This is a genomic window from Martinezella hainanensis, from assembly GCF_900094555.1.
Taxonomy (GTDB): Bacteria; Pseudomonadota; Alphaproteobacteria; order Rhizobiales; family Rhizobiaceae; genus Rhizobium; species Rhizobium hainanense.
Window position 1 is genome coordinate 957,432 of sequence record NZ_FMAC01000001.1, and the last position, 21,558, is coordinate 978,989.

25 protein-coding genes and 1 tRNA gene are annotated in these 21,558 nt (G+C 59.8%); 11 read left to right on the top strand and 15 right to left on the bottom strand.

Going from position 1 to position 21,558, the window contains the following annotated elements; translation table 11 throughout:
- Nucleotides 1–79: 79 nt before the first annotated feature.
- From GA0061100_RS04625 to GA0061100_RS04635, 3 genes are all read right to left on the bottom strand, one after another.
- Nucleotides 80–829 (bottom strand): dienelactone hydrolase family protein, encoded by a 750-nt coding sequence (locus tag GA0061100_RS04625; protein ID WP_075851515.1) that lies wholly within the window; start codon nucleotides 827–829, stop codon nucleotides 80–82.
- A gap of 78 nt (nucleotides 830–907) precedes the next feature.
- Nucleotides 908–2,185: an L-fuconate dehydratase gene (locus tag GA0061100_RS04630; RefSeq protein WP_075851516.1), complete on the bottom strand. Its 1,278-nt coding sequence runs from the start codon at nucleotides 2,183–2,185 to the stop codon at nucleotides 908–910.
- A 41-nt stretch (nucleotides 2,186–2,226) separates the two neighbouring features.
- Nucleotides 2,227–3,387, bottom strand: a complete 1,161-nt coding sequence (locus GA0061100_RS04635) for a CaiB/BaiF CoA transferase family protein (protein ID WP_075851517.1) — start codon at nucleotides 3,385–3,387, stop codon at nucleotides 2,227–2,229.
- A 233-nt stretch (nucleotides 3,388–3,620) separates the two neighbouring features.
- Here GA0061100_RS04635 and GA0061100_RS04640 point away from each other — a divergent pair, with 233 nt between their 5' ends.
- Entirely contained in the window at nucleotides 3,621–4,034 is a 414-nt protein-coding gene (locus tag GA0061100_RS04640) for a carboxymuconolactone decarboxylase family protein (protein ID WP_075851518.1), read from the top strand.
- Nucleotides 4,035–4,091: 57 nt separating this feature from the next.
- Here the strand turns inward: GA0061100_RS04640 and GA0061100_RS04645 are convergent, their stop codons facing one another.
- Entirely contained in the window at nucleotides 4,092–4,481 is a 390-nt protein-coding gene (locus GA0061100_RS04645) for a BRA0787 family protein (RefSeq protein ID WP_075851519.1), read from the bottom strand.
- Between the two features lie 330 nt (nucleotides 4,482–4,811).
- On the opposite strand from GA0061100_RS04645, the gene GA0061100_RS04650 reads away from it, so the two are divergent.
- The 4 genes from GA0061100_RS04650 to GA0061100_RS04665 all read left to right on the top strand — a co-directional run bounded on the left by GA0061100_RS04650 (nucleotide 4,812) and on the right by GA0061100_RS04665 (nucleotide 8,473).
- Nucleotides 4,812–5,315, top strand: a complete 504-nt coding sequence (locus GA0061100_RS04650; RefSeq protein ID WP_075851899.1) for a cupin domain-containing protein — start codon at nucleotides 4,812–4,814, stop codon at nucleotides 5,313–5,315.
- A gap of 212 nt (nucleotides 5,316–5,527) precedes the next feature.
- On the top strand, nucleotides 5,528–6,376 hold the full coding sequence (locus GA0061100_RS04655; protein WP_075851520.1) for a MetQ/NlpA family lipoprotein: 849 nt from the start codon (nucleotides 5,528–5,530) through the stop codon (nucleotides 6,374–6,376).
- 365 nt (nucleotides 6,377–6,741) lie between these two features.
- Nucleotides 6,742–7,827, top strand: a complete 1,086-nt coding sequence (locus GA0061100_RS04660; RefSeq protein WP_075851521.1) for a methionine ABC transporter ATP-binding protein — start codon at nucleotides 6,742–6,744, stop codon at nucleotides 7,825–7,827.
- Complete coding sequence (locus GA0061100_RS04665; protein WP_075851522.1) at nucleotides 7,817–8,473, top strand: methionine ABC transporter permease; 657 nt, start codon at nucleotides 7,817–7,819, stop codon at nucleotides 8,471–8,473. The genes GA0061100_RS04660 and GA0061100_RS04665 overlap by 11 nt, the downstream gene beginning before the upstream one ends.
- A 63-nt stretch (nucleotides 8,474–8,536) precedes the next feature.
- Here GA0061100_RS04665 and GA0061100_RS04670 read toward each other — a convergent pair whose 3' ends face one another.
- Nucleotides 8,537–9,568 (bottom strand): hydroxyacid dehydrogenase, encoded by a 1,032-nt coding sequence (locus GA0061100_RS04670; protein WP_075851523.1) that lies wholly within the window; start codon nucleotides 9,566–9,568, stop codon nucleotides 8,537–8,539.
- Nucleotides 9,569–9,623: 55 nt separating this feature from the next.
- Entirely contained in the window at nucleotides 9,624–10,319 is a 696-nt protein-coding gene (locus tag GA0061100_RS04675; protein WP_075851524.1) for a DNA-3-methyladenine glycosylase I, read from the bottom strand.
- 258 nt (nucleotides 10,320–10,577) lie between these two features.
- On the opposite strand from GA0061100_RS04675, the gene GA0061100_RS04680 reads away from it, so the two are divergent.
- The 4 genes from GA0061100_RS04680 to GA0061100_RS04695 all read left to right on the top strand — a co-directional run bounded on the left by GA0061100_RS04680 (nucleotide 10,578) and on the right by GA0061100_RS04695 (nucleotide 12,430).
- Nucleotides 10,578–10,838 carry a DUF982 domain-containing protein gene (locus GA0061100_RS04680; RefSeq protein WP_075851525.1) on the top strand — a complete coding sequence of 87 codons (261 nt, stop codon included), beginning with the start codon at nucleotides 10,578–10,580 and terminating at the stop codon, nucleotides 10,836–10,838.
- Nucleotides 10,839–11,173: 335 nt separating this feature from the next.
- Complete coding sequence (locus tag GA0061100_RS04685) at nucleotides 11,174–11,431, top strand: DUF982 domain-containing protein (RefSeq protein ID WP_075851526.1); 258 nt, start codon at nucleotides 11,174–11,176, stop codon at nucleotides 11,429–11,431.
- Nucleotides 11,432–11,802: 371 nt separating this feature from the next.
- A complete protein-coding gene (locus GA0061100_RS04690) occupies nucleotides 11,803–12,057 on the top strand; it encodes a DUF982 domain-containing protein (protein ID WP_069611805.1) in 255 nt (84 codons plus the stop codon).
- Nucleotides 12,058–12,178: 121 nt separating this feature from the next.
- The gene (locus GA0061100_RS04695) at nucleotides 12,179–12,430 is read left to right on the top strand and encodes a DUF6074 family protein (protein ID WP_075851527.1); all 252 of its coding nucleotides are present in this window, start codon (nucleotides 12,179–12,181) and stop codon (nucleotides 12,428–12,430) included.
- Nucleotides 12,431–12,435: 5 nt separating this feature from the next.
- On the opposite strand, the gene GA0061100_RS04700 is transcribed toward GA0061100_RS04695, so the two are convergent.
- On the bottom strand, nucleotides 12,436–12,735 hold the full coding sequence (locus GA0061100_RS04700) for a hypothetical protein (protein ID WP_244557760.1): 300 nt from the start codon (nucleotides 12,733–12,735) through the stop codon (nucleotides 12,436–12,438).
- A 398-nt stretch (nucleotides 12,736–13,133) separates the two neighbouring features.
- On the opposite strand from GA0061100_RS04700, the gene GA0061100_RS04705 reads away from it, so the two are divergent.
- Both GA0061100_RS04705 and GA0061100_RS04710 read left to right on the top strand, forming a co-directional pair.
- Nucleotides 13,134–13,388: a PilZ domain-containing protein gene (locus tag GA0061100_RS04705; protein WP_075851529.1), complete on the top strand. Its 255-nt coding sequence runs from the start codon at nucleotides 13,134–13,136 to the stop codon at nucleotides 13,386–13,388.
- 211 nt (nucleotides 13,389–13,599) lie between these two features.
- Nucleotides 13,600–13,806: a hypothetical protein gene (locus GA0061100_RS04710; protein ID WP_075851530.1), complete on the top strand. Its 207-nt coding sequence runs from the start codon at nucleotides 13,600–13,602 to the stop codon at nucleotides 13,804–13,806.
- Nucleotides 13,807–14,027: 221 nt separating this feature from the next.
- On the opposite strand, the gene GA0061100_RS04715 is transcribed toward GA0061100_RS04710, so the two are convergent.
- From GA0061100_RS04715 to GA0061100_RS04750, 8 genes are all read right to left on the bottom strand, one after another.
- Nucleotides 14,028–14,104 (bottom strand) — tRNA-Met (locus tag GA0061100_RS04715).
- A 162-nt stretch (nucleotides 14,105–14,266) separates the two neighbouring features.
- Nucleotides 14,267–15,466 carry a tRNA 2-thiouridine(34) synthase MnmA gene (gene mnmA / locus GA0061100_RS04720; protein ID WP_075851531.1) on the bottom strand — a complete coding sequence of 400 codons (1,200 nt, stop codon included), beginning with the start codon at nucleotides 15,464–15,466 and terminating at the stop codon, nucleotides 14,267–14,269.
- 273 nt (nucleotides 15,467–15,739) lie between these two features.
- The gene (locus tag GA0061100_RS04725) at nucleotides 15,740–16,408 is read right to left on the bottom strand and encodes a CDP-alcohol phosphatidyltransferase family protein (protein ID WP_075851532.1); all 669 of its coding nucleotides are present in this window, start codon (nucleotides 16,406–16,408) and stop codon (nucleotides 15,740–15,742) included.
- A gap of 6 nt (nucleotides 16,409–16,414) precedes the next feature.
- Nucleotides 16,415–16,816 (bottom strand): hypothetical protein, encoded by a 402-nt coding sequence (locus GA0061100_RS04730; protein WP_075851900.1) that lies wholly within the window; start codon nucleotides 16,814–16,816, stop codon nucleotides 16,415–16,417.
- Complete coding sequence (locus GA0061100_RS04735) at nucleotides 16,813–17,763, bottom strand: phosphatidate cytidylyltransferase (RefSeq protein WP_075851533.1); 951 nt, start codon at nucleotides 17,761–17,763, stop codon at nucleotides 16,813–16,815. The genes GA0061100_RS04730 and GA0061100_RS04735 overlap by 4 nt, the downstream gene beginning before the upstream one ends.
- 2 nt (nucleotides 17,764–17,765) lie before the next feature.
- Nucleotides 17,766–18,413 (bottom strand): lysophospholipid acyltransferase family protein, encoded by a 648-nt coding sequence (locus GA0061100_RS04740; RefSeq protein WP_075851534.1) that lies wholly within the window; start codon nucleotides 18,411–18,413, stop codon nucleotides 17,766–17,768.
- A 206-nt stretch (nucleotides 18,414–18,619) separates the two neighbouring features.
- A complete protein-coding gene (gene serA / locus GA0061100_RS04745; protein WP_075851535.1) occupies nucleotides 18,620–20,215 on the bottom strand; it encodes a phosphoglycerate dehydrogenase in 1,596 nt (531 codons plus the stop codon).
- 144 nt (nucleotides 20,216–20,359) lie between these two features.
- The gene (locus tag GA0061100_RS04750) at nucleotides 20,360–21,538 is read right to left on the bottom strand and encodes a phosphoserine transaminase (RefSeq protein WP_075851536.1); all 1,179 of its coding nucleotides are present in this window, start codon (nucleotides 21,536–21,538) and stop codon (nucleotides 20,360–20,362) included.
- Nucleotides 21,539–21,558: the final 20 nt, after the last annotated feature.

A 21,558-nucleotide genomic window follows, 5' to 3' on the forward strand; every position in this document is an offset into this window, starting at 1 on the left:
ACAACCAAAGCACATCTATTGCACTCCACCAATTCGTCGCAGCCTTTCACGGGCATACGCCCTGCGGCATCCGCGAAGGTCACTTCGACAGCTGCGATAGGAAGAAATCAATGACGCCCCGATGAGCCGCAGTCGCTTGCGCCCCCGGCTTCAGAAAGAAGTCATGCGCACCGCCCTTGTAGACGTCGAGGCTGACAGGCCCACCCAAGCCTTGGGCCACCTGGCGCAGTTTTTGTGCTGTCGAGACGGGAAAAGTGCGATCGGCGTCACCCCAAACGATGAGCAGTGGCGGCAAGGAGCGCACAGGCCTCGAATAGCCCTCCGGGAAGGCGCCGTCGACAAGTACAAGCGCACTGATATCGGTGGTGTCAGCCGAAGCGGCAGCAGCGGTTTGCGCTCCAAGCGATATGCCGAGCACGCCAACCCGCCCAGTATGATGCGGCCGGCTTTTGAAATAGGAAACCACCTTGCGGGTCGTTTCGATCCAATCTGGCCGGCGCGCCGCATAGTAGTTGATGCGCGCGCGTGCGCTGTCGGCGCTGACGATAGCCTGCTCATCGACGGGTGAAAGCAGGTGAACAAGATAAGCGTCGATACCGGCCGTATCGAAGCTGCGTCCAAGGTCATCATAGGCGGGCGAGGCAAAGCCTTTGCTGCCGCTCAGAATGATGACCGCCGGACGTGACCTATCTGAACTACTGGCAAAACCTTCGATCAGAACATTGCCGGCAGCCGTCGCAACGGTGAATTGCTCCCGCTCGCCGGCCCGAGCGTTTCCATAGGCAAGGAGTGACAGAAGCGTCAGGACAAAAGCAAAAGTCACTCGCATCGATCGATTCCCTGGCAGAATTGCGCAGATATTGCACAGCTTTTGCCAAGGAATAAAGCGGTCGATCCGGGTCTCAGATCAGCCCTTGAACGTATATTCCTTAATCGATTCTGGCTTCATCTCGATCGAGAAACCCGGCAGGCTCGGCGGCATGTAGGCTGCGTCGCGGATGATGCAGGGGTCGATGAAATGCTCGTGCAGGTGATCGACATATTCGATGACGCGGCCATCCTTGGTGCCGGAGACGGCGATGTAATCGATCATCGACAGGTGCTGCACATATTCGCACAGCCCGACGCCGCCGGCATGCGGCCAGACCGGCAGCCCGTACTTGGCGGCAATCAGCAACACGGCCAGCACTTCGTTGAGACCGCCCATGCGGCAGGAATCGATCTGCACGATGTCGATCGCGCCCTCGGCGATGAATTGCTTGAACATGATGCGGTTCTGGCACATCTCACCGGTCGCGACCTTCACCGGGCCGATAGCCTCACGGATCTTGCGGTGTCCGGCGACATCGTCCGGGCTTGTGGGTTCTTCGATGAAGAAGGGCTTGGCGAAGGCGAGCTTGCGCACCCAGTCGATCGCCTGATTGACTTCCCAGACCTGGTTGGCGTCGATCATCAGATAGCGGTCGGGGCCGATCACTTCGCGGGCTATGGTGAGGCGACGGATATCGTCTTCGAGATCGCGGCCGACCTTCATCTTCACATGGTTGAAGCCGGCGTCGATGGCCTCCTGGCAGAGGCGACGCAGCTTGGCGTCGTCATAACCGAGCCAGCCGGCTGATGTCGTGTAGCAGGCATAGCCCTCCCCTTCGAGCATGGCGATGCGGTCGGCCTTGCCGGCCTCCGCCTTCTTCAGGATGGCAACGGCCTCGTCGCGGGTGAGAACGTCGGTCAGATAGCGATAGTCGACGATATCGGCGATTTGCTCGGCATCCATCTCGGCCACCAGCCGCCAGACCGGCTTGCCGGCTTCCTTGGCCAGCAGATCCCAAACGGCGTTGACGACGGCGCCGGTTGCCAGGTGCATCGCGCCCTTTTCCGGGCCGATCCAGCGCAGCTGGCTGTCGCTGGTCAGATGCCGCCAGTATTTGCCGGGGTTTTCCAGAACTGTCGCCAGTTCCGTGCCGACGACCAGATGGCGCATCGCCTCGATCGCCATGCAGCAGATGTCGTTGCCACGGCCGATGGTGAAGGTCAGGCCATGGCCGGCGAGGCCCGGCTTGTCGGTGTCGAGGATGACATAGGCTGCCGAATAATCCGGATCCGGATTCATCGCGTCCGAACCGTCGAGGCTCTGCGATGTCGGGAAGCGCAAATCGAAAACGCGAAGATTGGTGATGCGCGTCATTGGAAAACTCCTTCTATATCCATCGCGACCTCTCGACCCCTTCAGCCAAGGTCGAACTCCTCCCAGAGTGCCGCATTATGCTCGCCAACGTGCGGGGCCGCACGCTCGAATTTCGGCCGCTGCCCGTCGATACGAATGGGCGAGCGGGTGGTATGCAGGCTGACGCCATCATCGCGGCCGACCGTCTGCAGCATGTCGAGAACGCGGAAGCCCTCGCTGCCTAAAAGCTCCGGCCAGTTCAGCACTTTCGCGCACCAGATATCGGCAGGTTCGAGGATCGCGAGCCAGTCATCGACATTGCGGGTGGCAATGCGCGCCGCGATCAGCGCCTTGATCTCGTCACGCGCCGTAAACCAGCTTTTCGGATCATCGCGATAGGGCGCGAGTTCGTCCATGCCGAGCAGATCGGCAAGTTTGGAAATCGGCGTCATGGCAATGGCGAGATAGCCGTCGGACGCGGGATAGACGCCATAGGGGGCGGAAAGATAGGCATGGGCGCTGCGGACATGGGAGCGCTCCGGCAGCTTGTTGCCGCTGTTCATGTGCACGCTCAGCACCTCGACCTGCAGATCGACCAGCGCCTCGAGCAGACTGGTCTCCACCAGCCCACCTTCACCCGTCACCCCGCGCCGCACCAGCGCCGCAAGAATGCCCTGGGCCGCGGCCGCACCGGCCAGCATATCGCCGATCGCAAGACCGAAAGGCACAGGCCCCTGCCCCTCGTCGCCGTTCAGCCACATGACACCGGAGCGCGACTGCGCGAGAAGATCCTGACCTGGCCGTGAGACCCAAGGCCCCTCTTCGCCGTAACCACTGATCGAGCAATAAACGAGGCGCGGATTGACCTTGCACGCAGCCTCATAATCCAGACCCAGTCGCTCGATCACGCCGGGGCGGAAATTCTGCACGAGGACATCGGCTTTGGAGATGAGCTTCCGCAGCGCGCTCATGTCGCGGTCGTTCTTCAGGTCGATCGCCAGGCTCTCCTTGGAGCGGTTGATCGCGTGGAAGATCGTCGAATCACCGCTTTCATCGTCGCTGAGATAGAGCCCGCGCGAGAGATCGCCGCCGCCGGGACGCTCGATCTTGATGACCCTGGCACCCAGATCCATCAGTCGTAGGGTGCAATAGGGACCCGACAGAAACTGGCTCATGTCGACGACGACAAGCCCGGCCAGCGGCAAGTCCTTCTTCAACGCCATCGATACTCCAGCTCCCCTGACATCGCTCCGGCTCAAAGCGCCTCTCCGCCTTGAGGACTATCCTCGTCACCGGTTTCTGCGTCAGCCTCAATCTTCTTATGTAAATAGTATTTTCACATATGGATGATTTTTGCAAACGAAAAGAGGGAGGATAATGGAGGCTCCGCCCACCCATCTCACCAGGAAATGCATTATGGTTCCACATAATGAGAGTTGCTGAAAGGAAGAAGAGAATGGCAACGGTCAAATTGCTCGACGATGCGGAAGCCGAGGCAATCCCGGCGGTCAAGGCGGTGTTCGACGACATTCGCGCGGTGAGAAAGTCCGACTTCGTCAATAATTTCTGGCGCGGCCTGGCAAACGATCCCGCCCTGCTGAAGCGCACCTGGGAAGGGCTGAAAGCGGTCATGATGGCGGAGGGCGCGCTCGACCCGCTCGTGCGCGAGATGATTTACATAGCCGTCTCCACGGCCAACGGCTGCAGCTATTGCGTCCATTCGCACACGGCCGCCGCCAAGGCGAAGGGCATGACTGACGCCCAGCATGGGGAGCTGCTGGCGGTTATCGGACTGGCCGGACAGACCAATCACCTCGTGACGGCGATGCAGATTCCCGTCGATCCCGAATTCGATGTGGGCAACCGATAAAATGCCAAAAGGCCCACTGGTGCATGCCAGCGGGCCTTCCATAAACAATCTTCGCTATTAGCGATCCGACGTTTCCGCCGTCTGGGTTTCTGCCGCAATGGCAGCAACGTTGACGCCGTTATTCACGACCAGCAACCTTTTGCGGACCAGAACGCCCATCACGCGGGCCGCTGTCGAAAAGGTCATCGTGTCAAGCGGACCTTCGCCCTCCCAGGGCTTGGTCAGCCGCTCGGTCACGGCCGAGACGATATTGTTGGGCACGATGTCGGTGCATTCGCGCATGGTTTCGAACACGACGCTGATGGGATGGATACGTCCCTCGAACGTCACGATCGGTTCGGTCACTTCGCTGTCCCATTCCTCGAAGGCATAGAGCGCTTCGCGGAAGAGCTGCTGCAGAGTGATGGGGGCATGACCCTCATGAAGGGGCGGCAAGGCATTCGACATGTCTGTCTCCTTTCAATTGGAAGTCCGGCGCATATATGAAAGTCGATGGTCTCTGCTCCGAGACCCAAGCGCTGCTTCTTCAGTTTGGCGCGCCTTGATTGGGGGGAACGGCGCGGCAAACCATCTTGTGACCGGCGCAACGCGGGACGCACACGAAATGTTCCCACCGGTCATGTAACTTGATCAAGTCTATAGATTAATCTCGACTTGAAAAGCCTCAATGATAACTTTCTGCAATTCTCTTTATTTTTGAATGGCTTCGCGTAGAGTGAAATGGAAGTGAACCTGTGGAAGGCATGCGAATCTCCCTCCAGCGGCGAAAGGACGACCATGTGCGGCGATCATGAACACGATCATCAGGACGGTCACGATCACGACCGCCAATACGTCGATTGGCGCGAACATGGCATCAAGATCATCCCGGGCAATGCCCTCGACCCGAATACCGCGCAGACGCCGGGCATGAACCGCGCGACCGCAATCAACCACGCCCGCGCCGGCGCGGAAAAGATCTGGGCCGGAACCGTGACCATCCACGCCAACGCCAAGACCGGCGCCCACCACCACGGCGATCTCGAAAGCATCATCTATGTCGTCAAGGGCCGGGCGCGGATGCGCTGGGGCGAGAACCTGGAATTCGTCGCCGAAGCCGGCCCCGGCGATTTCATCTTCGTACCGCCCTACGTGCCGCACCAGGAGATCAATGCCAGCCGCGACGAGACACTGGAATGCGTTTTGGTTCGCTCCGGGCAGGAGCCAGTGGTTGTAAATCTCGACATCGAACCGGTGGAAAAGCCGGAGGAAGTCCTTTGGAAGGACCCCATTCATCGCTGATGCGATTAATTTTTGGGCAAATGCCTATTTTGCCGCATAAATAATCTACCGTGTTTATAGAAAATTAGTTTGCGCTTTTGCGCTGCACTGAAAAGAGTTTTTCAGAACTGCAACGCACAACGCATGATCCTGCTTCGCAGCGCGAATACGCGTCTGAGATGATTAAGCCGTCAACGAGAGAACGATCTCGATCATCTGGAACAGGATTTCCCATGACTGAAAAGCTTTCCAAAGGTTTCGACGCGCTGCGCCTTTCCCGCCGCGCCGGCCTTGCCGCCATCCTTGCCTCCGCTGTCGCCGTGTTCGGCTTGACGGCAACCGCCACGCCATCCTACGCCGCAGACAAGACGATCAAGGTCGGCATCATGAGCGGTGAGGACGAAGACGTATGGCGCGTCGTGGTCGCTGAAGCCGCCAAGAAGGGCCTGACGGTCGAGCCGGTCGTCTTCAACGACTACACCCAGCCGAACGAAGCTCTGGAGCGTGGCGAAATCGACGCCAACGCTTTCCAGCACAAGCCCTACCTCGACAACCAGATCAAGCAGCATGGCTACCACATCGTCATTGCCGGCTACACGGGCATCTGGCCGATCGGCCTCTACACGAAGAAGTACAAGACGGTGGCCGAGCTGCCGAAGGGTGCCGCCATCGGCGTGCCGAACGATCCCTCCAACGAAGGCCGCGCCCTTCTCGTTCTGCAGCATGAAGGGATCATCAAGCTCAAGGACGGCACCGGCATCCTCGCCACCGTCGCCGACATTGCCGAGAACCCGAAAAACGTCGACATCAAGGAACTCGATGCCGGCATCGTCGGCCGTTCGATCGACGATCTTGACGCAGCCGTCGTCAACACCGACTGGGCGCTGAAGGCGGGCCTCTCGGCGAAAGATCGCATCGCGCAGGAGCAGACCAACGACAACCCGTACCGCAACTTCATCGCCGTCAAGCAGGGCAGCGAGAATGAAGCCTGGGTTAAGACGCTGGTCGCCTCCTACCAGAACGATACCGTCAAGGCGGAATTCGACAAGGTCTACAAGGGAACCGGCCAGAGCGCCTATTGATAGCAGGACGGCGCGGGGGACAGCGCTGAGCGATGGGCGGCCGGGGCATCTTGCCCAGGCCGCCTTTGGCGTTTTCCTGTTAGGATGCGATGAAGTTTACCGTTGGTTATGGAACTCGTGGAGAGTGTGCACCCCCCTCTGTCACTTTCGTGACATCTCCCCCACAAGGGGGGATCGTTGGGAGTACGCTGCACGTTCCGCAAAACAGATCAGCGAAGCATCCGCGTATGCGATCCGTGTTCCCTGGTGATGGCTCACCAAATATTACCAATCTCCCCCTTTGTGGGGGAGATGTCACGAAAGTGACAGAGGGGGGTATAATAGCCTCCACAATCTGGAAGTCCGCCTTTTAAGAAGAGACGATCATGAATTCATTCACCCCAGCCACTGCCATAGACGGACAGGCCCCGCCTGAACGATCGACGGGCGATGAGATCGTCCGGCTGGTCGATGTCCGTCGCAGGTTTGACACGACACCGGCACTGGATGGCATATCGCTGACCGCACGACGCGGCGAGATCGTTGGCATCATCGGCCGCAGCGGCGCCGGCAAATCGACGTTGATCCGCTGCCTGAACGGGCTGGAGCGCGCCGATAGCGGCGAGATCCACATCGAGGGCCGCGACATCGCCCCCCTTTCGGAAAAGGAATTGCAGCCGCTGCGCCGTCGCATCGGCATGGTGTTTCAGCATTTCAATCTGCTGTCCTCCCGGACGGTCGAGGAAAACATCGCGCTCCCGCTGAAGATCGAGGGCGTCGCCAAACAGGAACGATTACAGCGCGCCCGGGAACTGCTTGAACTCGTCGGCCTCGCCGACAAGGCAAAGGCCTACCCGTCTGCGCTATCAGGCGGCCAGAAGCAGCGCGTCGGTATTGCTCGCGCTCTTGCCGCCCGGCCTGCCATTCTCCTGTCGGACGAAGCGACATCGGCACTCGACCCGGAAACGACCCGGTCCATCCTGGCACTGTTGAAGGACATCAACCGCAAACTTGGCCTGACGATCCTGCTCATCACGCATGAGATGGAAGTGATCCGCTCGATCGCCGATCGCGTCGCGGTCATCGACGCTGGCCGGATTGTCGAAGAGGGTTCCGTATGGACTGTTTTCGCCAATCCCCAAACGGAGATCGCGGCAAGCCTGCTCAGCGGCGCCCGTCCGCAGCTTCCGGAGCATATCGCCGCCCGCCTTTCACCGACATCGGGGACCGAAGCCATCCTCAGCGTCGATCTAGCCGGCCCAGCCGCCCAAGGCGCGCTCTTTGCCGAGCTTTCGACCGCCCTTCCCCGCTCCTTCCGGCTGGTCCATGGCGGCATCGACCATATCCAGAACCAGCCGGTGGCCCGCTTCTTCGTGGCGGTCCCGACGCGCGATGCGACTTTGCCCACACAGGTCAGCGATTTTCTGAAAGCCCGCTCCGCCCGGGTGGAGGTTCTAGGCTATGACAACTGACGTAATCCTCGGCCTGCTCTGGCGCTCCTTCTGGCAAACCGTCTGGATGACGGGTGCCTCCGGCCTTCTATCCCTCATCATTGGCCTGCCACTTGGCCTCGCCCTCGTCGTCACCAGCCGCGGCGGCATCGCCGAACAGGGTGGGATAAACCGCGTTCTGGGCATCCTGGTCGACGGCTTCCGCGCCGTGCCCTTCATCATCCTGCTGATCGCCTTGATTCCGCTGACGCGCCTGATCGTCGGCACCGCGCTCGGCACGACGGCCGCGATCGTGCCGCTGACCATCGCCGCAATCCCCTATTACGCGCGCGTCGCCGAAGTCTCGCTGCGCGATGTCGATCGCGGCCTGATCGATGCCGTACGCGCCATGGGCGGCAATCGCTGGACCATCATCCGCGAGGTGCTGATACCGGAAGCCATGCCCGGCATCGTCGCCGGCTTTACCGTAACCATGGTGACGCTGATCGGCGCTTCCGCCATGGCCGGCACGATCGGCGGTGGCGGCCTCGGCGACCTTGCCATCCGCTACGGCTATCAACGCTATGAGACGAACGTCATGATCGCCGTCGTCATCATCCTGATCGTTCTGGTCTGGAGCATGCAATGGCTGGGCGATCGCCTGGCCACCCGGCTCGATCGCCGCTAGTCCCACCGATACAAATTCATTCCCGGCGCAAAGAGACATACCGCCGGGAATGGAGGGCAACGATCAGTTGCGCGTGACCGGCTTCGAGCGCATGCGCGATACCGTCTCACGTTCGGCGCGCTTGCAACGCATCGGCGGCAAGCCGCGATCCATCAGATCCATATCCTCCAGCACCATGTCGCCCATCTTCTTGAAGGCACTGTCGAGTGCGCCGGCACGATGCGCCGAGCGAAGGAAGCCCTTGAGCTTACGCACCGGATGATCCTTGCCGAGCGGCTCCTCGGGATAGACGTCGCTCGCCGCCACGATATGGCCGGATGCGACCGCCGCCATCAGCCCATCGAAATCGACGACATCCGCGCGGCTAAGCAGTATGAAGGCCGCTCCCTTGCGCATTTTCGCGAAAGCATCGGCACCGAGAAAGCCCTTGTTCTCGCTGGTGACCGAGGCAACCACGAAAACGAAATCGCTGCCGGACAATACCTCGTCCAACCCGGCGGGCTGAACACCATGCTCCCTCAGGATCGATGCTGGCATCCAGGGATCGAACACCTTGATATTGGCCCTGAAGCCGGAAAGCACGCGGTTCAGCGCCTTGCCGAGATCGCCGAAGCCAATAATGCCGATATCGCTGCCGGCAACGAGCCGCGCCTTCGCATTGCCATCACCGCCCCAAAGCTCCCTGCCCTCACGGAAAGCGAGATCGGCATCGACGATCCCGCGGGCCAAACTCAACGCAAATCCCAGGCCGATTTCGGCGACCGGTTCGGCAAACACCTGGCCGGTAGTGACGACGTGGATGCCGCGCTCGAAGAGCACCTCATAGGGCATGTTGTTGATGAGATTGCTCTCGACGTTCAGGATGCAGCGCAACTGCGGCATACGGTCGAGCGTCTCCTTCGACAGGGGCGGCTGGCCAATGATGTAGCGCGCCTCGCCGAGAACCGCGTCACCCAGTCCGGCGATATTGTCCGGGTCTGCCTCGACGAGGCGATATTTCGCGTGAAGGAGCGACAACGCATCCCTGGTGAAAATCAGCTCGAGCGAGCGCGGCTCCGGCGCGCTGATGGCCAAGGGTCTGCTGTCGGTCGTCATTCTGCTCCTCCTGTCTTGCGACGCCGATCCAATATCATTCGATGGATGAGATCAATCAGGCCTCGTCCTCTTCTCCCGGCATTCCGACGGAGAAGGCGCAGATGCGCGAGAGATAGGTGAGCGGCAGACCGGTCTCGGCATGCCAGGCATTGAACTGGTCCTGGATCAGCCGCAGGTCTTTCTTGGTCGGCTTGGTCTCCGAAATCGGCAAGCCAGAAAGCCGCAGGCAGACAAGAACATCGTGGCTCATGACGAAACTGTCGCGACCGATCGCCCGCAGGAGGTATTGACCCGTCATGCCGCCGAGCCGGTTCGCCTGCTTATCCAGAACGGCAAGAAGGCCGATCTGATCCGCAAGTGGCCAATCGGCAAAGAAGCGGCCGGCGCTGCCATGCGCGTCGGCAAGCTGGCGGATGAACTGCGCATTGGCCCGCACGGACATGATCTTGGCTCCGTTGCGGATGACCCGCGTGTCGGAGGTCAGATCATGCCAATAGTCATCTGGAGCAAGATTCAAGAAGGCGGGATCGAAGCCGGAGAACGCAGCTTCGAAACCCGGCCATTTGGAATCGATGACATTGCGCACAAAGCCCGCATAGAAAATGTAGCGCGTCATTTCCGACAATATCCGATCATCGGACAGAGCACGCAGGGTCTCATGGTTCGGCGCTTTGGGCATCAGCGCCCTCAGCCCGTCGACGCCACCTTTGCGCTTCTCGGCGCGCTCCTTGATCTCCGCAAAGCTTCCCATAATCCTCTCCGTCGGCCACGCTGTGCGACAAGTCTTTTATGATCTCATCGCCCCGTGCAAGTAATCTCCGCGCAATGATTTCCTGTGAAAAGCACGCAGTCGAAAGTCATGACGCGAAAGTTGATCGCGCCGGCGCTCGAATTGATTTCCCGACGATTGAAACAGTTCCGAACTGCTCCAGATATCGTCTTGAAATTAACTTGAGATTTCGAACACCGTAGCGTTAATTTCGGCGGCGTCGGATCGGAGCCTTCTGCCATGAATAATAAAGACTGGAATTATCCCATCATGGTCATCTGCAAGCGCACCGGAAAAGTCTATACGGTCGCCAATACGAAAGAAGCGTTGGACATGCTGCTGAACGCATGGCCTGTCGCGGAGGGCAAGGCCTTCATGATGGCTCTGCAGGTCTGTGCCGACGTCGAAAGAGGTCAGGGACAGCCTCTGGAGGCCCGCAACAGCTTTGTCGCCGCGGCGTCGGAGGCTGGCGTCCCCCTCGAGATGCCGGTGGTCCAGTAGGCTATACTACTTTTTCCCTACCCCATTCGCGAATGAAACGGTTCCTGGTCCCATCCCGGGAGGCTTGGCCATCTGCCCAGTAAAACCTCCATGATCGTCGCTTTATTGGCAGCCATCCTCCTTGCCGTCCTGTTTCGAGGCGTGCTGCGCATCGTTTTCGCAGGCTTGGCGCGCCTTCTCGTGCTTCTCCTGTTGGTTGACATATAGTCCCGCGGACTACCCGCGCTGTTTGACCTCACGCCACTCCCACAGAGTGGTGAGGACCGATTTTCCGGAAATTGCGAAACTTTTTGCCGTGGCAGGAGTTTCAGTCGCAATGTCGGAGCATCGTCGAAATGAAAATGATCTTTAGTGCCGGCGCCAGTCGCTGGCCTGAGCCGGTCTATCTGCGCATCGGCTATGGCATGCCGGAGGCAATCCGAAGCCCGAAGGAAGCCCGCAATCACCTCCTTTTCCGCTGGCCGGCCGTCAGAGGCGAAAAATATAATTCGGCCCGAAGCCTTTGCCTGGAAGCCGAGACCGACCCCTTTCTTTGCGAGTACGCCAGGAAGGTGTTCATCGAGGCCTGTATCGAAGCCAGCGTACTGGATTAGATCGCCCTTGCGATATCGACTCCGCTGTCGATCCCCATACGCGCGAAGCATCCCTGGGCCGCAGGTTCCTTCAATATTGGCGTCCGCTCCGGAGAGCAGAGCCGACGTCTTTGTCATGAAAATCCGCTCGGCTAGGACTATCAAGCCGCCACGCCCGCGTGCCTGCAAAGCTTACGCAGACCCCATCCAGCTCTACGAGATTTGTGCAATAATCCGGCGCTGGAGCGACCGCTACGGGAGCGAATGATCTGCGACCGCTCGCCTGACGACAGGGGACGAAACCAGCCTCGATGATACCTGCCAGAGAGCGTTCGATCCGGAACGCTTCTTGCAGTGTTACCGAAGCATGAACGTTTCGGAGGTAATGCGTTTTGAAACGAAACACTTTACGACCATTTCCAGCTGTTACACTTGTCATGGGAGAGAACGGCGGAACCCGCCGCGTCAATTCGGTGCACCAGGTTGCAGAGCTGCTGCTGGAACATTGGCCGGTGGCAAATGGCGAAGACTACGTCGCGGCAGTGCGGATCTGCCTCGAAGCGATGCTTGGCGCCGTCCCCGCCGAAGCCGTAAGAGAGGCCTTGATCAAGGCAGCACGGGAAGCGGGCATATCTGTAATGCAGTGAAATCACCCCATCCTTCCCGCGCCACGTGGGATCTCTCTGACATTATTCACTTTTTATGAACGAGTGCCGGCGATCTTGCCAACAGAGGCAGGCGATTCGCCCTGCCGATGACGGAGAGAATATGTCGCTTCTACCATTCCCGGCCGACAGGCGTACCAGTGATGTCAGGCGGTGTGCCACAGCCCTTCAGCAGCTACACGGCGAGGCGGCAAACCGCTTCTGGCGTTCGGAAATGGCAATCTTTGCCAACAACTTGCGCGAACAGGGAATGGAAGACGGCGAAATCTCGCGGCAAGCCGGCCTCTTCATGCATGCGGTCCAGATGGAACTGCAGTTCGCCTATGCCGAAGAAGAACTCAACGCCTCGGCTTGACCGGGCTATTTCGGCAATCTGCAAAATGCGATGGACTTGTCGCCGCTGGTCGGTGACTTGATCTGCACGGTCCATTCTCCACCGGGGAAATGAAGACCTTTTGACGTAACCACGCCGGTAATCTGCGCACAGGCCTTTCTGGCATCGGCGCTCGGCAGATCTATGGTCGCCATGACGGCGTACCTCCGGCTGGAAACCTGGCACGGCGCGGTAAACAAGCCGGTATTGTCGATCATCTTGCAGACCCGGAACGCATTGCTCACGGCATCGTCTGCAGCCATCGCGGAATTGGCGATCACCAGCATGGTGGCCGCTGCCAAAAACAGTCTCATTGAAAATCCCGATCCCCTATGGGGGCACGGTGCCAGAGCGTGTTTCGTCTTGCAAGACATGTTGCATGGATTTCCATTGGCCGTTTGAAAATACAACGCAATTGACGGCGACTTGTTCGCCAATGGCTGCCTTCATCCGGCTCTGCTGAGATATTCCGCCTGCGATGACGCCGGGAGGACAACCTCCCGAAGACATGGTGGTGCGATGCACTGGGCTGCGCTCGCCTCATCCAGCCGGCAATATGCCGATATCGGCCAACCCCTTCGTCACCCCGACAGACGGAAAGCGCTCAATTCGTCGCTTCCCGTTAACGTCTTCGATATTAGAACATGCCATATTAGTAAAAAATACAAACCAAGGAGCCGACGCGATGACGGCATTCTCACCCGAAGGCCGGGTAGCCACCCGAAAGCGAACGCTTCTCGGCGCGAAAATCATATTCAACGACGGCCATTCGGTCTTCGATTGCCTCGTCCGAAACCTGTCCGATACCGGCGCCATGATCCAAATCGAAAACCCTCTCGCCGCACCCAACGCCTTCAATCTGCAACTTTCGGACGAGAGATTATTGACCTGCGCAGTGCGCTGGCGAAAAATCAACAGTATGGGCGTCGAGTTCGTGTAAAGGCATCCCTCGCCGACCAATACTTATGGGCGTCTGCAAAACATGGACGCCGGAAGAGCTATCAATCAAATCTGATCGATATGGACTTGTCGGTGATATCCCGGATCACAGTCACCGCCCTCTCGATCAAGTTCGTCCGGAACAAATAAGCCGCACCGTGCATTCCCAAGCATATGGCGCTCTGCCGAATTGGTTTGTGAAGGAGACGGCTATGAACCAAGACACTATCGATCTTGATACAATCAGCCAGCAGCTTCACGATCGAGCTCTTGCTCTGTCCCAGTCGCAATCCCAGGAGGGCCAGGACCATGCCCTCATGATGTCGGCACTGGCAACCTTGGCAGCGGCAGTACGAACCTTGGATGACGACGTAGCCCGTCTCGATGGCCCCAAGGGGATTGGAGCATCGGGTTCTTGAATGCAGTCCTCTCCATTGTTTGAAGTGGTCTACCTTCCGCCTTCCCCGCGGACCAATGCACCCATGCAGATCGCTAAGAGCTTCTGATGCGCAGCGTCTTTCGGGAGATGAAGGCGAAAAGCGTGAAAATCAACGGAAATAGCGCTCGGCAAGGCACAACAGAAAATAGCCGGCGGCCTACCCAGCAAATGAGGTAAGCATTTGATTTCATTAGGAAAATATGGTAGCGGAGGAGGGATTTGAACCCCCGACACAAGGATTATGATTCCTCTGCTCTGACCTACTGAGCTACTCCGCCATGCCACACTTGATGTTGAACATCAAATGCAAAGGTCAAACGAACCGTCACTCGAAAGCACTAGCCCGTCGGTTGAGCGGCTTATAAGGTGCGGTTCGGCTTGGTGTCAAGCGGATGATTTGGAAAAATCAGTGGTTTCTCCAAACCAAGATGATCCGCCCTTCAAGCCGCGACCGGGCTTGCCAGTAGTGCCTTCAGAGAAGCCTCTGCCATCGGCTCGCGTTCCGAGCGCTCGATGAAACCGCCGCCGTAGACGCGGGCGTCGTCACCGGGTGCCGAATAAAGCGCGCAGGCCTGGCCAGGCGCGACACCGGCCTCGCCGACCGTGAGATCGACATAGATGCCGCTGGCGTCAGCATGCAGCACGGCCGGGGACGGCGCGCGGGTCGAGCGTACCTTGGCAAAGCAGGCAAAGCCCTCGCCGGAAGCCGCCTGCAACAACCGCTCGTCACCCAGCCAGTTCACGTCGCGCAGATAGACGCGATGCGTTTCCAGCGCTTCCTTCGGACCGACGATGACGCGGCGCGAGCGGGCGTCGAGATAGACGACATAGAGCGGCTCGCCTGTGGCAACACCGATGCCGCGGCGCTGGCCGATCGTATAATGCAGGATGCCTTCGTGCTGGCCGAGCACGCGACCGTCGAGATGGACGATCTCGCCGGCCAGCGCCGCATTCGGCTTCAGCTTGGCGATCACGTCGGAATATTTGCCCTGCGGCACGAAACAGATGTCCTGGCTGTCGGCCTTCTTGGCGACGACGAGGCCCATCTCCTCGGCAAGCGCGCGGGTCTCTGCCTTCGGCATGCCGCCGAGCGGAAAGCGCAGATAATCGATCTGCTCCTGCGTCGTGGCAAAGAGGAAATAGCTCTGGTCGCGATCGGCATCGGCCGGGCGATAGAGCGCGCGGCGGACGGGATTGCCGGCGGATGGATTCGGGCGCGAACGAATGTAATGGCCAGTCGCCAGCGCATCGGCGCCCAGTTCCTTCGCGGTCGCGAGGAGATCGGCGAACTTGACGGTCTGGTTGCAGGCGACGCAGGGGATCGGCGTTTCGCCGGCCACATAGCTTTCGGCGAAAGGATTGATCACCGTTTCGCGGAAGCGCTTTTCGTAGTCGAGCACGTAATGCGGGATGCCGAGCGTCTCGCAGACGCGGCGGGCATCGTCGATATCCTGGCCGGCGCAACAGGAGCCGGCGCGATGCACGGCCGCGCCATGGTCATAGAGCTGCAGCGTGATGCCGAGCACATCATAGCCCTGTCGCTTCAAAATGCCGGCAACGACGGAGCTGTCGACACCGCCCGACATGGCGACGACGACGCGGGTATCTTCCGGCCTCTTGTCAAAATCCAGTGTATTCACGGTCGTTGCCGCCAGTCTTGAACGATCTTCGATGCTGCCGAGCGGGATGACTTTTTTCGAGAAGTCTTCACGCTCTCACGATTTGATTTCGCATGATCTGATCCAAAAACCGCTGCACACTTTTCGGGATCATGCTTCTGACCGCCGCATGCCATGCAAAAGCGGCGAATTTTCATCATACGGGGCCTTCGGCCGCTGTTTACGGCCAGCCTCAATTGTGGACGGATATAGAAAGGATTGCCATCCCATGCAAGGGGCGGGCGAAATCGCGAATCATCCCTTTGCCTTCAAATGTCCGATCAGATTGCCGGCGCGCCGCAAGACCGTGACGGCAGATCCGACGGCAACGACCCAGAGCGCGATGGTCAAAACCCAGCTGCCGCCGCTCCACAGCGCCTCGACGATCGAGAGCAAAGCCGCCGCCGTCGCGACCGCCATGCGATGCTGCTTCGCCATCGGGCCACCGAAATCGCTGGGGTTGCCGGTGGCACGCCCGAGTTCGCGGACATAGGCCGTTAGCACCGCAAGAGCGGCGGCAGCCCAGCCGAGCCCCGGCATTGCGATGCCATAGCCGATACCGGCAAAAATGAGGATATCGGCGACGCGATCCGGAAACTCGTTCCAGAACGGCCCGTCGGCCTCGCCCTTACCGCCCTCAACCGCCACCATGCCATCAAGCAGGTTGCAGAGCAGGCGCAACTGGCAGAACAAGGCCGCAAGGATCAGCAAGGCCACTCGCGTACCCGAACTGCCGGCCACGCCGGAGAGCCAGAACGAGGCTCCCGCCAGCGCCGCCATGGCCATGCTCGCCTGCGATATCTGGTTCGGCGTTACTGAAAGCATAGTCATGCGCCGCGCCAGCGTCTGAGCCCATCGCGTGTTGCGGCTCGCCAGCGGCCGCCTGTCGCCGGTTCCCTTGCCTGCCTGGCCCTCGTCTGTCATGGCCCCTCACCTCTCATGGTTTCGCAGCCTTCCGCTCGATATCGAATAATTATAGATCGCCGCATAGCTGGAAGAGACCAGCAACGGCACGGCGATGGTCCTCAGGATTTCCGGCGTGCCGCTCAGCGCATGGATGACGATCAGGATGGTTGCCGAGCCCAGACAGGCGATCAGCGGCGGCGCCCAAAGGCGTGTAAGGCCGCTGAATCGCCGCGACAAAGCTTCGACCACGGATTTCAGAAACAGCGTCAAGCAGCCTGAAAGCACGCCTTGCACGAAACCCGCAATCAGCGGCCGCGGCATCGGGTGCATGCGATTGGCAAAGACGGCCCAGCCGCCCATGGCGAGGAAGGCGAAAAGCACATGCACGATGCTGCTGCCGGCAAGCGCTTTCAGCTTTCCGCTCATGACAGCGACCACCAGTAGCGCACGAGATGAAAGAAGATCGGCGCGGAGAAGACGACCGAGTCCAGCCGGTCGATCAACCCGCCATGCCCCTCGATGAGATGGCCCCAATCCTTGACGCCGCGATCTCGCTTGATCGCTGACATCACGAGCCCGCCGAAAAAGCCCATGAGCGTGATGACGAAGGCGAGCAGACCGGCCTGCAGCGGCGTGAACGGCGTCACCCACCAGAGCGCCGCCCCGATCAAAGAGGCGCTGATGACGCCGCCGACAAAACCCTCCACCGTCTTCGATGGCGACAGCCGCGGTGCAATCTTCGTTTTCCCGAAGAGCTTGCCCCAGACATATTGCAGGACGTCGCTGAGCTGGACAACGATCACCAGGAAGGCGATCAGCAGCACGTTGCGGCCTTCATAGCCGGGAATATGCAGGGTGAGTAGCGCCGGCACATGCGAGGCGCAGAAGACGCAGATCATCAGCGCCCATTGCACCTCGGCAATCCGCACCAGAAAGCGCTCGGTGTCGCCGCGCAGCACGGCGATGATCGGCATGAAGAGGAAGGCGTAGACCGGAATGAAGATCGAATAGATGCCGTATTGCTCGGCCCAGAGCAGGTAATATTGCACCGGCAGCGCGACGAAGAAGGCAGCGGCGAGCGCCCAATGGTCCGCCCGCTTCGTGTTGATCAGCGTCACGAACTCCCGCAACGCCGCAAAGGAGCAGAAGGCAAAGAGCAGGATGACGCCGGCACGCCCGGCAATGAAGGCGATGCCGATCAGCACCACCATCACCCACCAGGCCTTGATGCGTGCATTCAGATTTTCGATCGCGGCGTTCGATCCGTCCGGCGAAAGGCGCTGTTGCAGCACATAGCCGATGATCGAGGCGATGATCAGAACGCCGAAAATGCCAAGGACGAGATGAATGAGATCGGCGCTGGCTGCCTCCATGCTCAGTCTCCCGCCCGCTTGGGCGCAAGCGCCAGCAGCGCCGCTTCGGCTCTCTTCAGGAAATCCGCCTTCTCCTCGGCCTCGCCGATATGCAGCCCCTCACCGAAGGTCACGGTGCAGATCAGCGGAATCGGCACGAACTCGCCCTTGGGCATGACGCGGTTGAGATTGTCGATCCAGACGGGAACGAGATCGATATCCGGACGCGCCTGGGCGAGATGAAAGAGTCCGCTCTTAAACGGCTGCAGCGGCTGGTCGGTGAGATTGCGGGTGCCTTCCGGAAACAGGATCAGCGACGAACCGGCATCGAGCGCCTGCGTCATCTGCGTGACCGGGTCCTCCTTGCGTGCCTCGCGATCCCTCTCGATCAGCACGGCATTGAAGACATCGCGCCCGATGAAGCTGTTCAGCGGCGATTTCAGCCAGTAATCGGCGCCCGCTACCGGCCGGACACGCCGGCGCAAACGCGGCGGCAGGACAGTCCAGATCAGGATGAAATCACCATGGCTGGAATGGTTGGCGAAATAGACGCAACGGCGGGTGCGCATGCCGCTCTCCGGCCAGATCGCCCGAACGGCGGTGATGGCGCGGGCAAACAGCACGATCGCCACGGAGGCAGGCTTTGCCAGCCATTCGATCGGCGTGCCCATCCCTTCCCCGAGAATAGTCTTCCGCAATGCCTCCATGGCAAAGAGATAGGCTCGTTTGGCGAAGCTCGATAGCCTATCCGCCCAGCTTATCCACAACCCTTGCAATCACAAAGGAAACCCGGCGCAACTCGCGTCGCGCCGGGTTTCGGGTTTGGCTCTTGGGAGGAGCAAACTGGATAGCTCAACCGCCCCTCGGAACAGGCAGGTCAGTCGACCGCAAAGACCAGCGGCTTGGCCTGCCGGATCGCGTGATGCGCCGTCAGCTTGGCAAGCACATCATCGCTGATCGGGCCGTCGACATAGAGAAGCGCGATGGCATCACCGCCCTGCTTGTCGCGGCCGAGCTGGAAATTCGCGATGTTGACGCCGGCTGAGCCAAGCGTCGTGCCGATGAAGCCGATCATGCCGGGAACGTCGGTATTGGCGATATAGACCATGTGGTTGCCGACATCGGCATCGAGGTTGATGCCCTTGATCTGGATGAAACGCGGCTTGCCGTCCGAGAAGACAGTACCGGCAACGGAGCGCGTCATACTGTCGGTAGTGACCGTCAGCTTGATATAGCCGTCATAGACGCCGGTCTTGTCGCGCTTGACTTCGGCGAGCACGATGCCCTTTTCCTTGATCATGATCGGCGCCGAAACCATGTTGACGTCGGCAACCTGATTGCGGATCAGGCCGGCGAGCAAGGCGCTCGTGAGAGCCTTCGTATTCATACCGGCGGTGACGCCATCATAAAGGATCTCGATTTCCTTGATCGGATCGTCCGTGACCTGACCGACAAAGGCGCCGAGAACATCGGCAAGCTTGATGAAGGGCTTCAGGATCGGCGCTTCTTCAGCGGTGATCGAGGGCATGTTGATGGCGTTCGAAACCGCGCCCTTGACGAGGTAGTCGGCCATCTGCTCGGCGACCTGCAGAGCGACGTTTTCCTGCGCTTCGGTCGTGGAAGCACCGAGATGCGGCGTGCAGACGACGTTCGGCAGGCCGAACAGCGGGCTTTCCTTGGCAGGCTCCACTTCGAAGACGTCGAAAGCAGCGCCGGCGACATGACCCGACTTGATGGCGGCAGCAAGGGCTGCCTCATCGACCAGTCCACCACGGGCGCAGTTGATGATGCGGACACCCTGCTTCATCTTGGCGATCGCAGTGGCGTCGATAATGTTGCGGGTCTTGTCGGTCAGCGGCACGTGCAGCGTGATGAAGTCGGCGCGGGCGAAAAGCTCGTCGAGTTCGACCTTGGTGACGCCCATTTCCTCGGCGCGCTCCTTCGACAGGAAGGGGTCGTAAGCAAGAACGTGCATCTTCAGGCCGAGGGCGCGGGCAATGACAATGGTGCCAATATTGCCGGCGCCGATGATCCCGAGCGTCTTGCCGGTGATTTCAACACCCATGAACTTCGACTTTTCCCACTTGCCGGCCTGGGTGGAGGCATCGGCAGACGGAAGCTGGCGGGCAACGGCGAACATCAGAGCGATGGCGTGCTCGGCCGTCGTGATCGAGTTACCGAACGGCGTGTTCATGACGATGATACCGCGGCGTGAAGCGGCCGGAATATCGACATTGTCAACGCCGATGCCGGCGCGGCCAACGACCTTGAGGTTCTTCGCCGCTTCGATGATCTTCTCCGTCACCTTGGTGGCGGAACGGATGGCGAGACCGTCATAATTACCGATGATTTCGAACAGCTTGTCTTTGTCCTTGCCAAGCTGCGGCTGGAAATCGACTTCGACGCCGCGATCACGGAAGATCTGGACGGCGGTTTCCGACAGTTCGTCGGATACGAGAACGCGAGGTGCCATGGAGGCCTCCTGAAATGGGTCAGCTAAGACGAGCAATTCCACGAAAAATGCGAAACAGCTTTCCGGTCGGAATTACGTGAAAACAACAAGAATTTCGGGATGCTGGGCTCCGCCGCCGGGGCGGAGCCATAAACGCTTCAAACCTCAGGCAGCAGCCTGGGAGAGCGTCGCCTTCTGCGTTTCGAACGCCCAGGCGAGCCAAGGCATCAGCTTCTGCATGTCGGAAGCTTCGATCGTCGCACCTGCCCAGATACGCAGGCCGGACGGCGCGTCGCGATAGTGGCCGACATCGAAAGCAACCGCTTCCTTTTCGAGGAGCGCAACCAGACCCTTGGCGAAATTCGCCTGACCATCGGCATCGAGAGCGACGACATCCTTGTCGACGATCTTCAGGCAGACAGAGGTGTTCGATTCCGTCTCGGCCTTGACGGCGAGATTGGCAATCCAGTCATTGGCGGCAACAAAGTCGTGGATGACCTTGGCATTGGCATCGGCGCGGCCGATCAGCGCCTTCAGGCCGCCGAGATCCTTCGCCCAGAGCAGAGCGTCGATATAGTCTTCAACGCAGAGCATCGAAGGCGTGTTGATCGTCTCACCGGTGAAGATACCTTCGATCAGCTTGCCACCGCTGGTCATGCGGAAGATCTTCGGCAACGGCCAGGCCGGGACGTAGGTGGTCAGACGCTCGACGGCGCGCGGCGACAGAATGATGACGCCATGTGCGCCCTCGCCGCCCAGAACCTTCTGCCAGGAGAAGGTGACGACGTCGAGCTTGGCAAAATCGAGCTTCTGAGCGAAGGCGGCCGAGGTTGCGTCGCAGATCGTCAGGCCCTTGCGGTCGGCAGGGATGAAATCGCCGTTCGGAACGCGGACACCGGAAGTGGTGCCGTTCCAGGTGAAGACCACGTCACGATCAAAATCGATCGTGGAAAGATCAGGAAGCTCGCCGTAGCCGGCTTCAAGCTTGCGAACGTCCTTGAGCTTCAGCTGCTTGACGACATCGGTCACCCAGCCTGCGCCGAAGCTTTCCCAGGCAAGCATGTCGACGCCGCGTTCGCCGAGCAGCGACCAAAGTGCCATTTCGACAGCACCGGTGTCGGAAGCCGGGACGATGCCAATGCGGTAATCCGCCGGCACTTCCAGAATTTCGCGGGTAAGATCAATGGCCTGCTTCAGCTTTGCCTTGCCGACCTTCGCGCGGTGCGAACGGCCAAGGGCCGCGTCGGAAAGAGCGTTAAGCGTCCAACCGGGACGCTTCGAGCATGGACCAGAAGAGAAATGAGTATTATTCGGACGGTTGTCCGGCTTGGCGAGCTTAGTCATGATGCTATCCTCTCAGATAG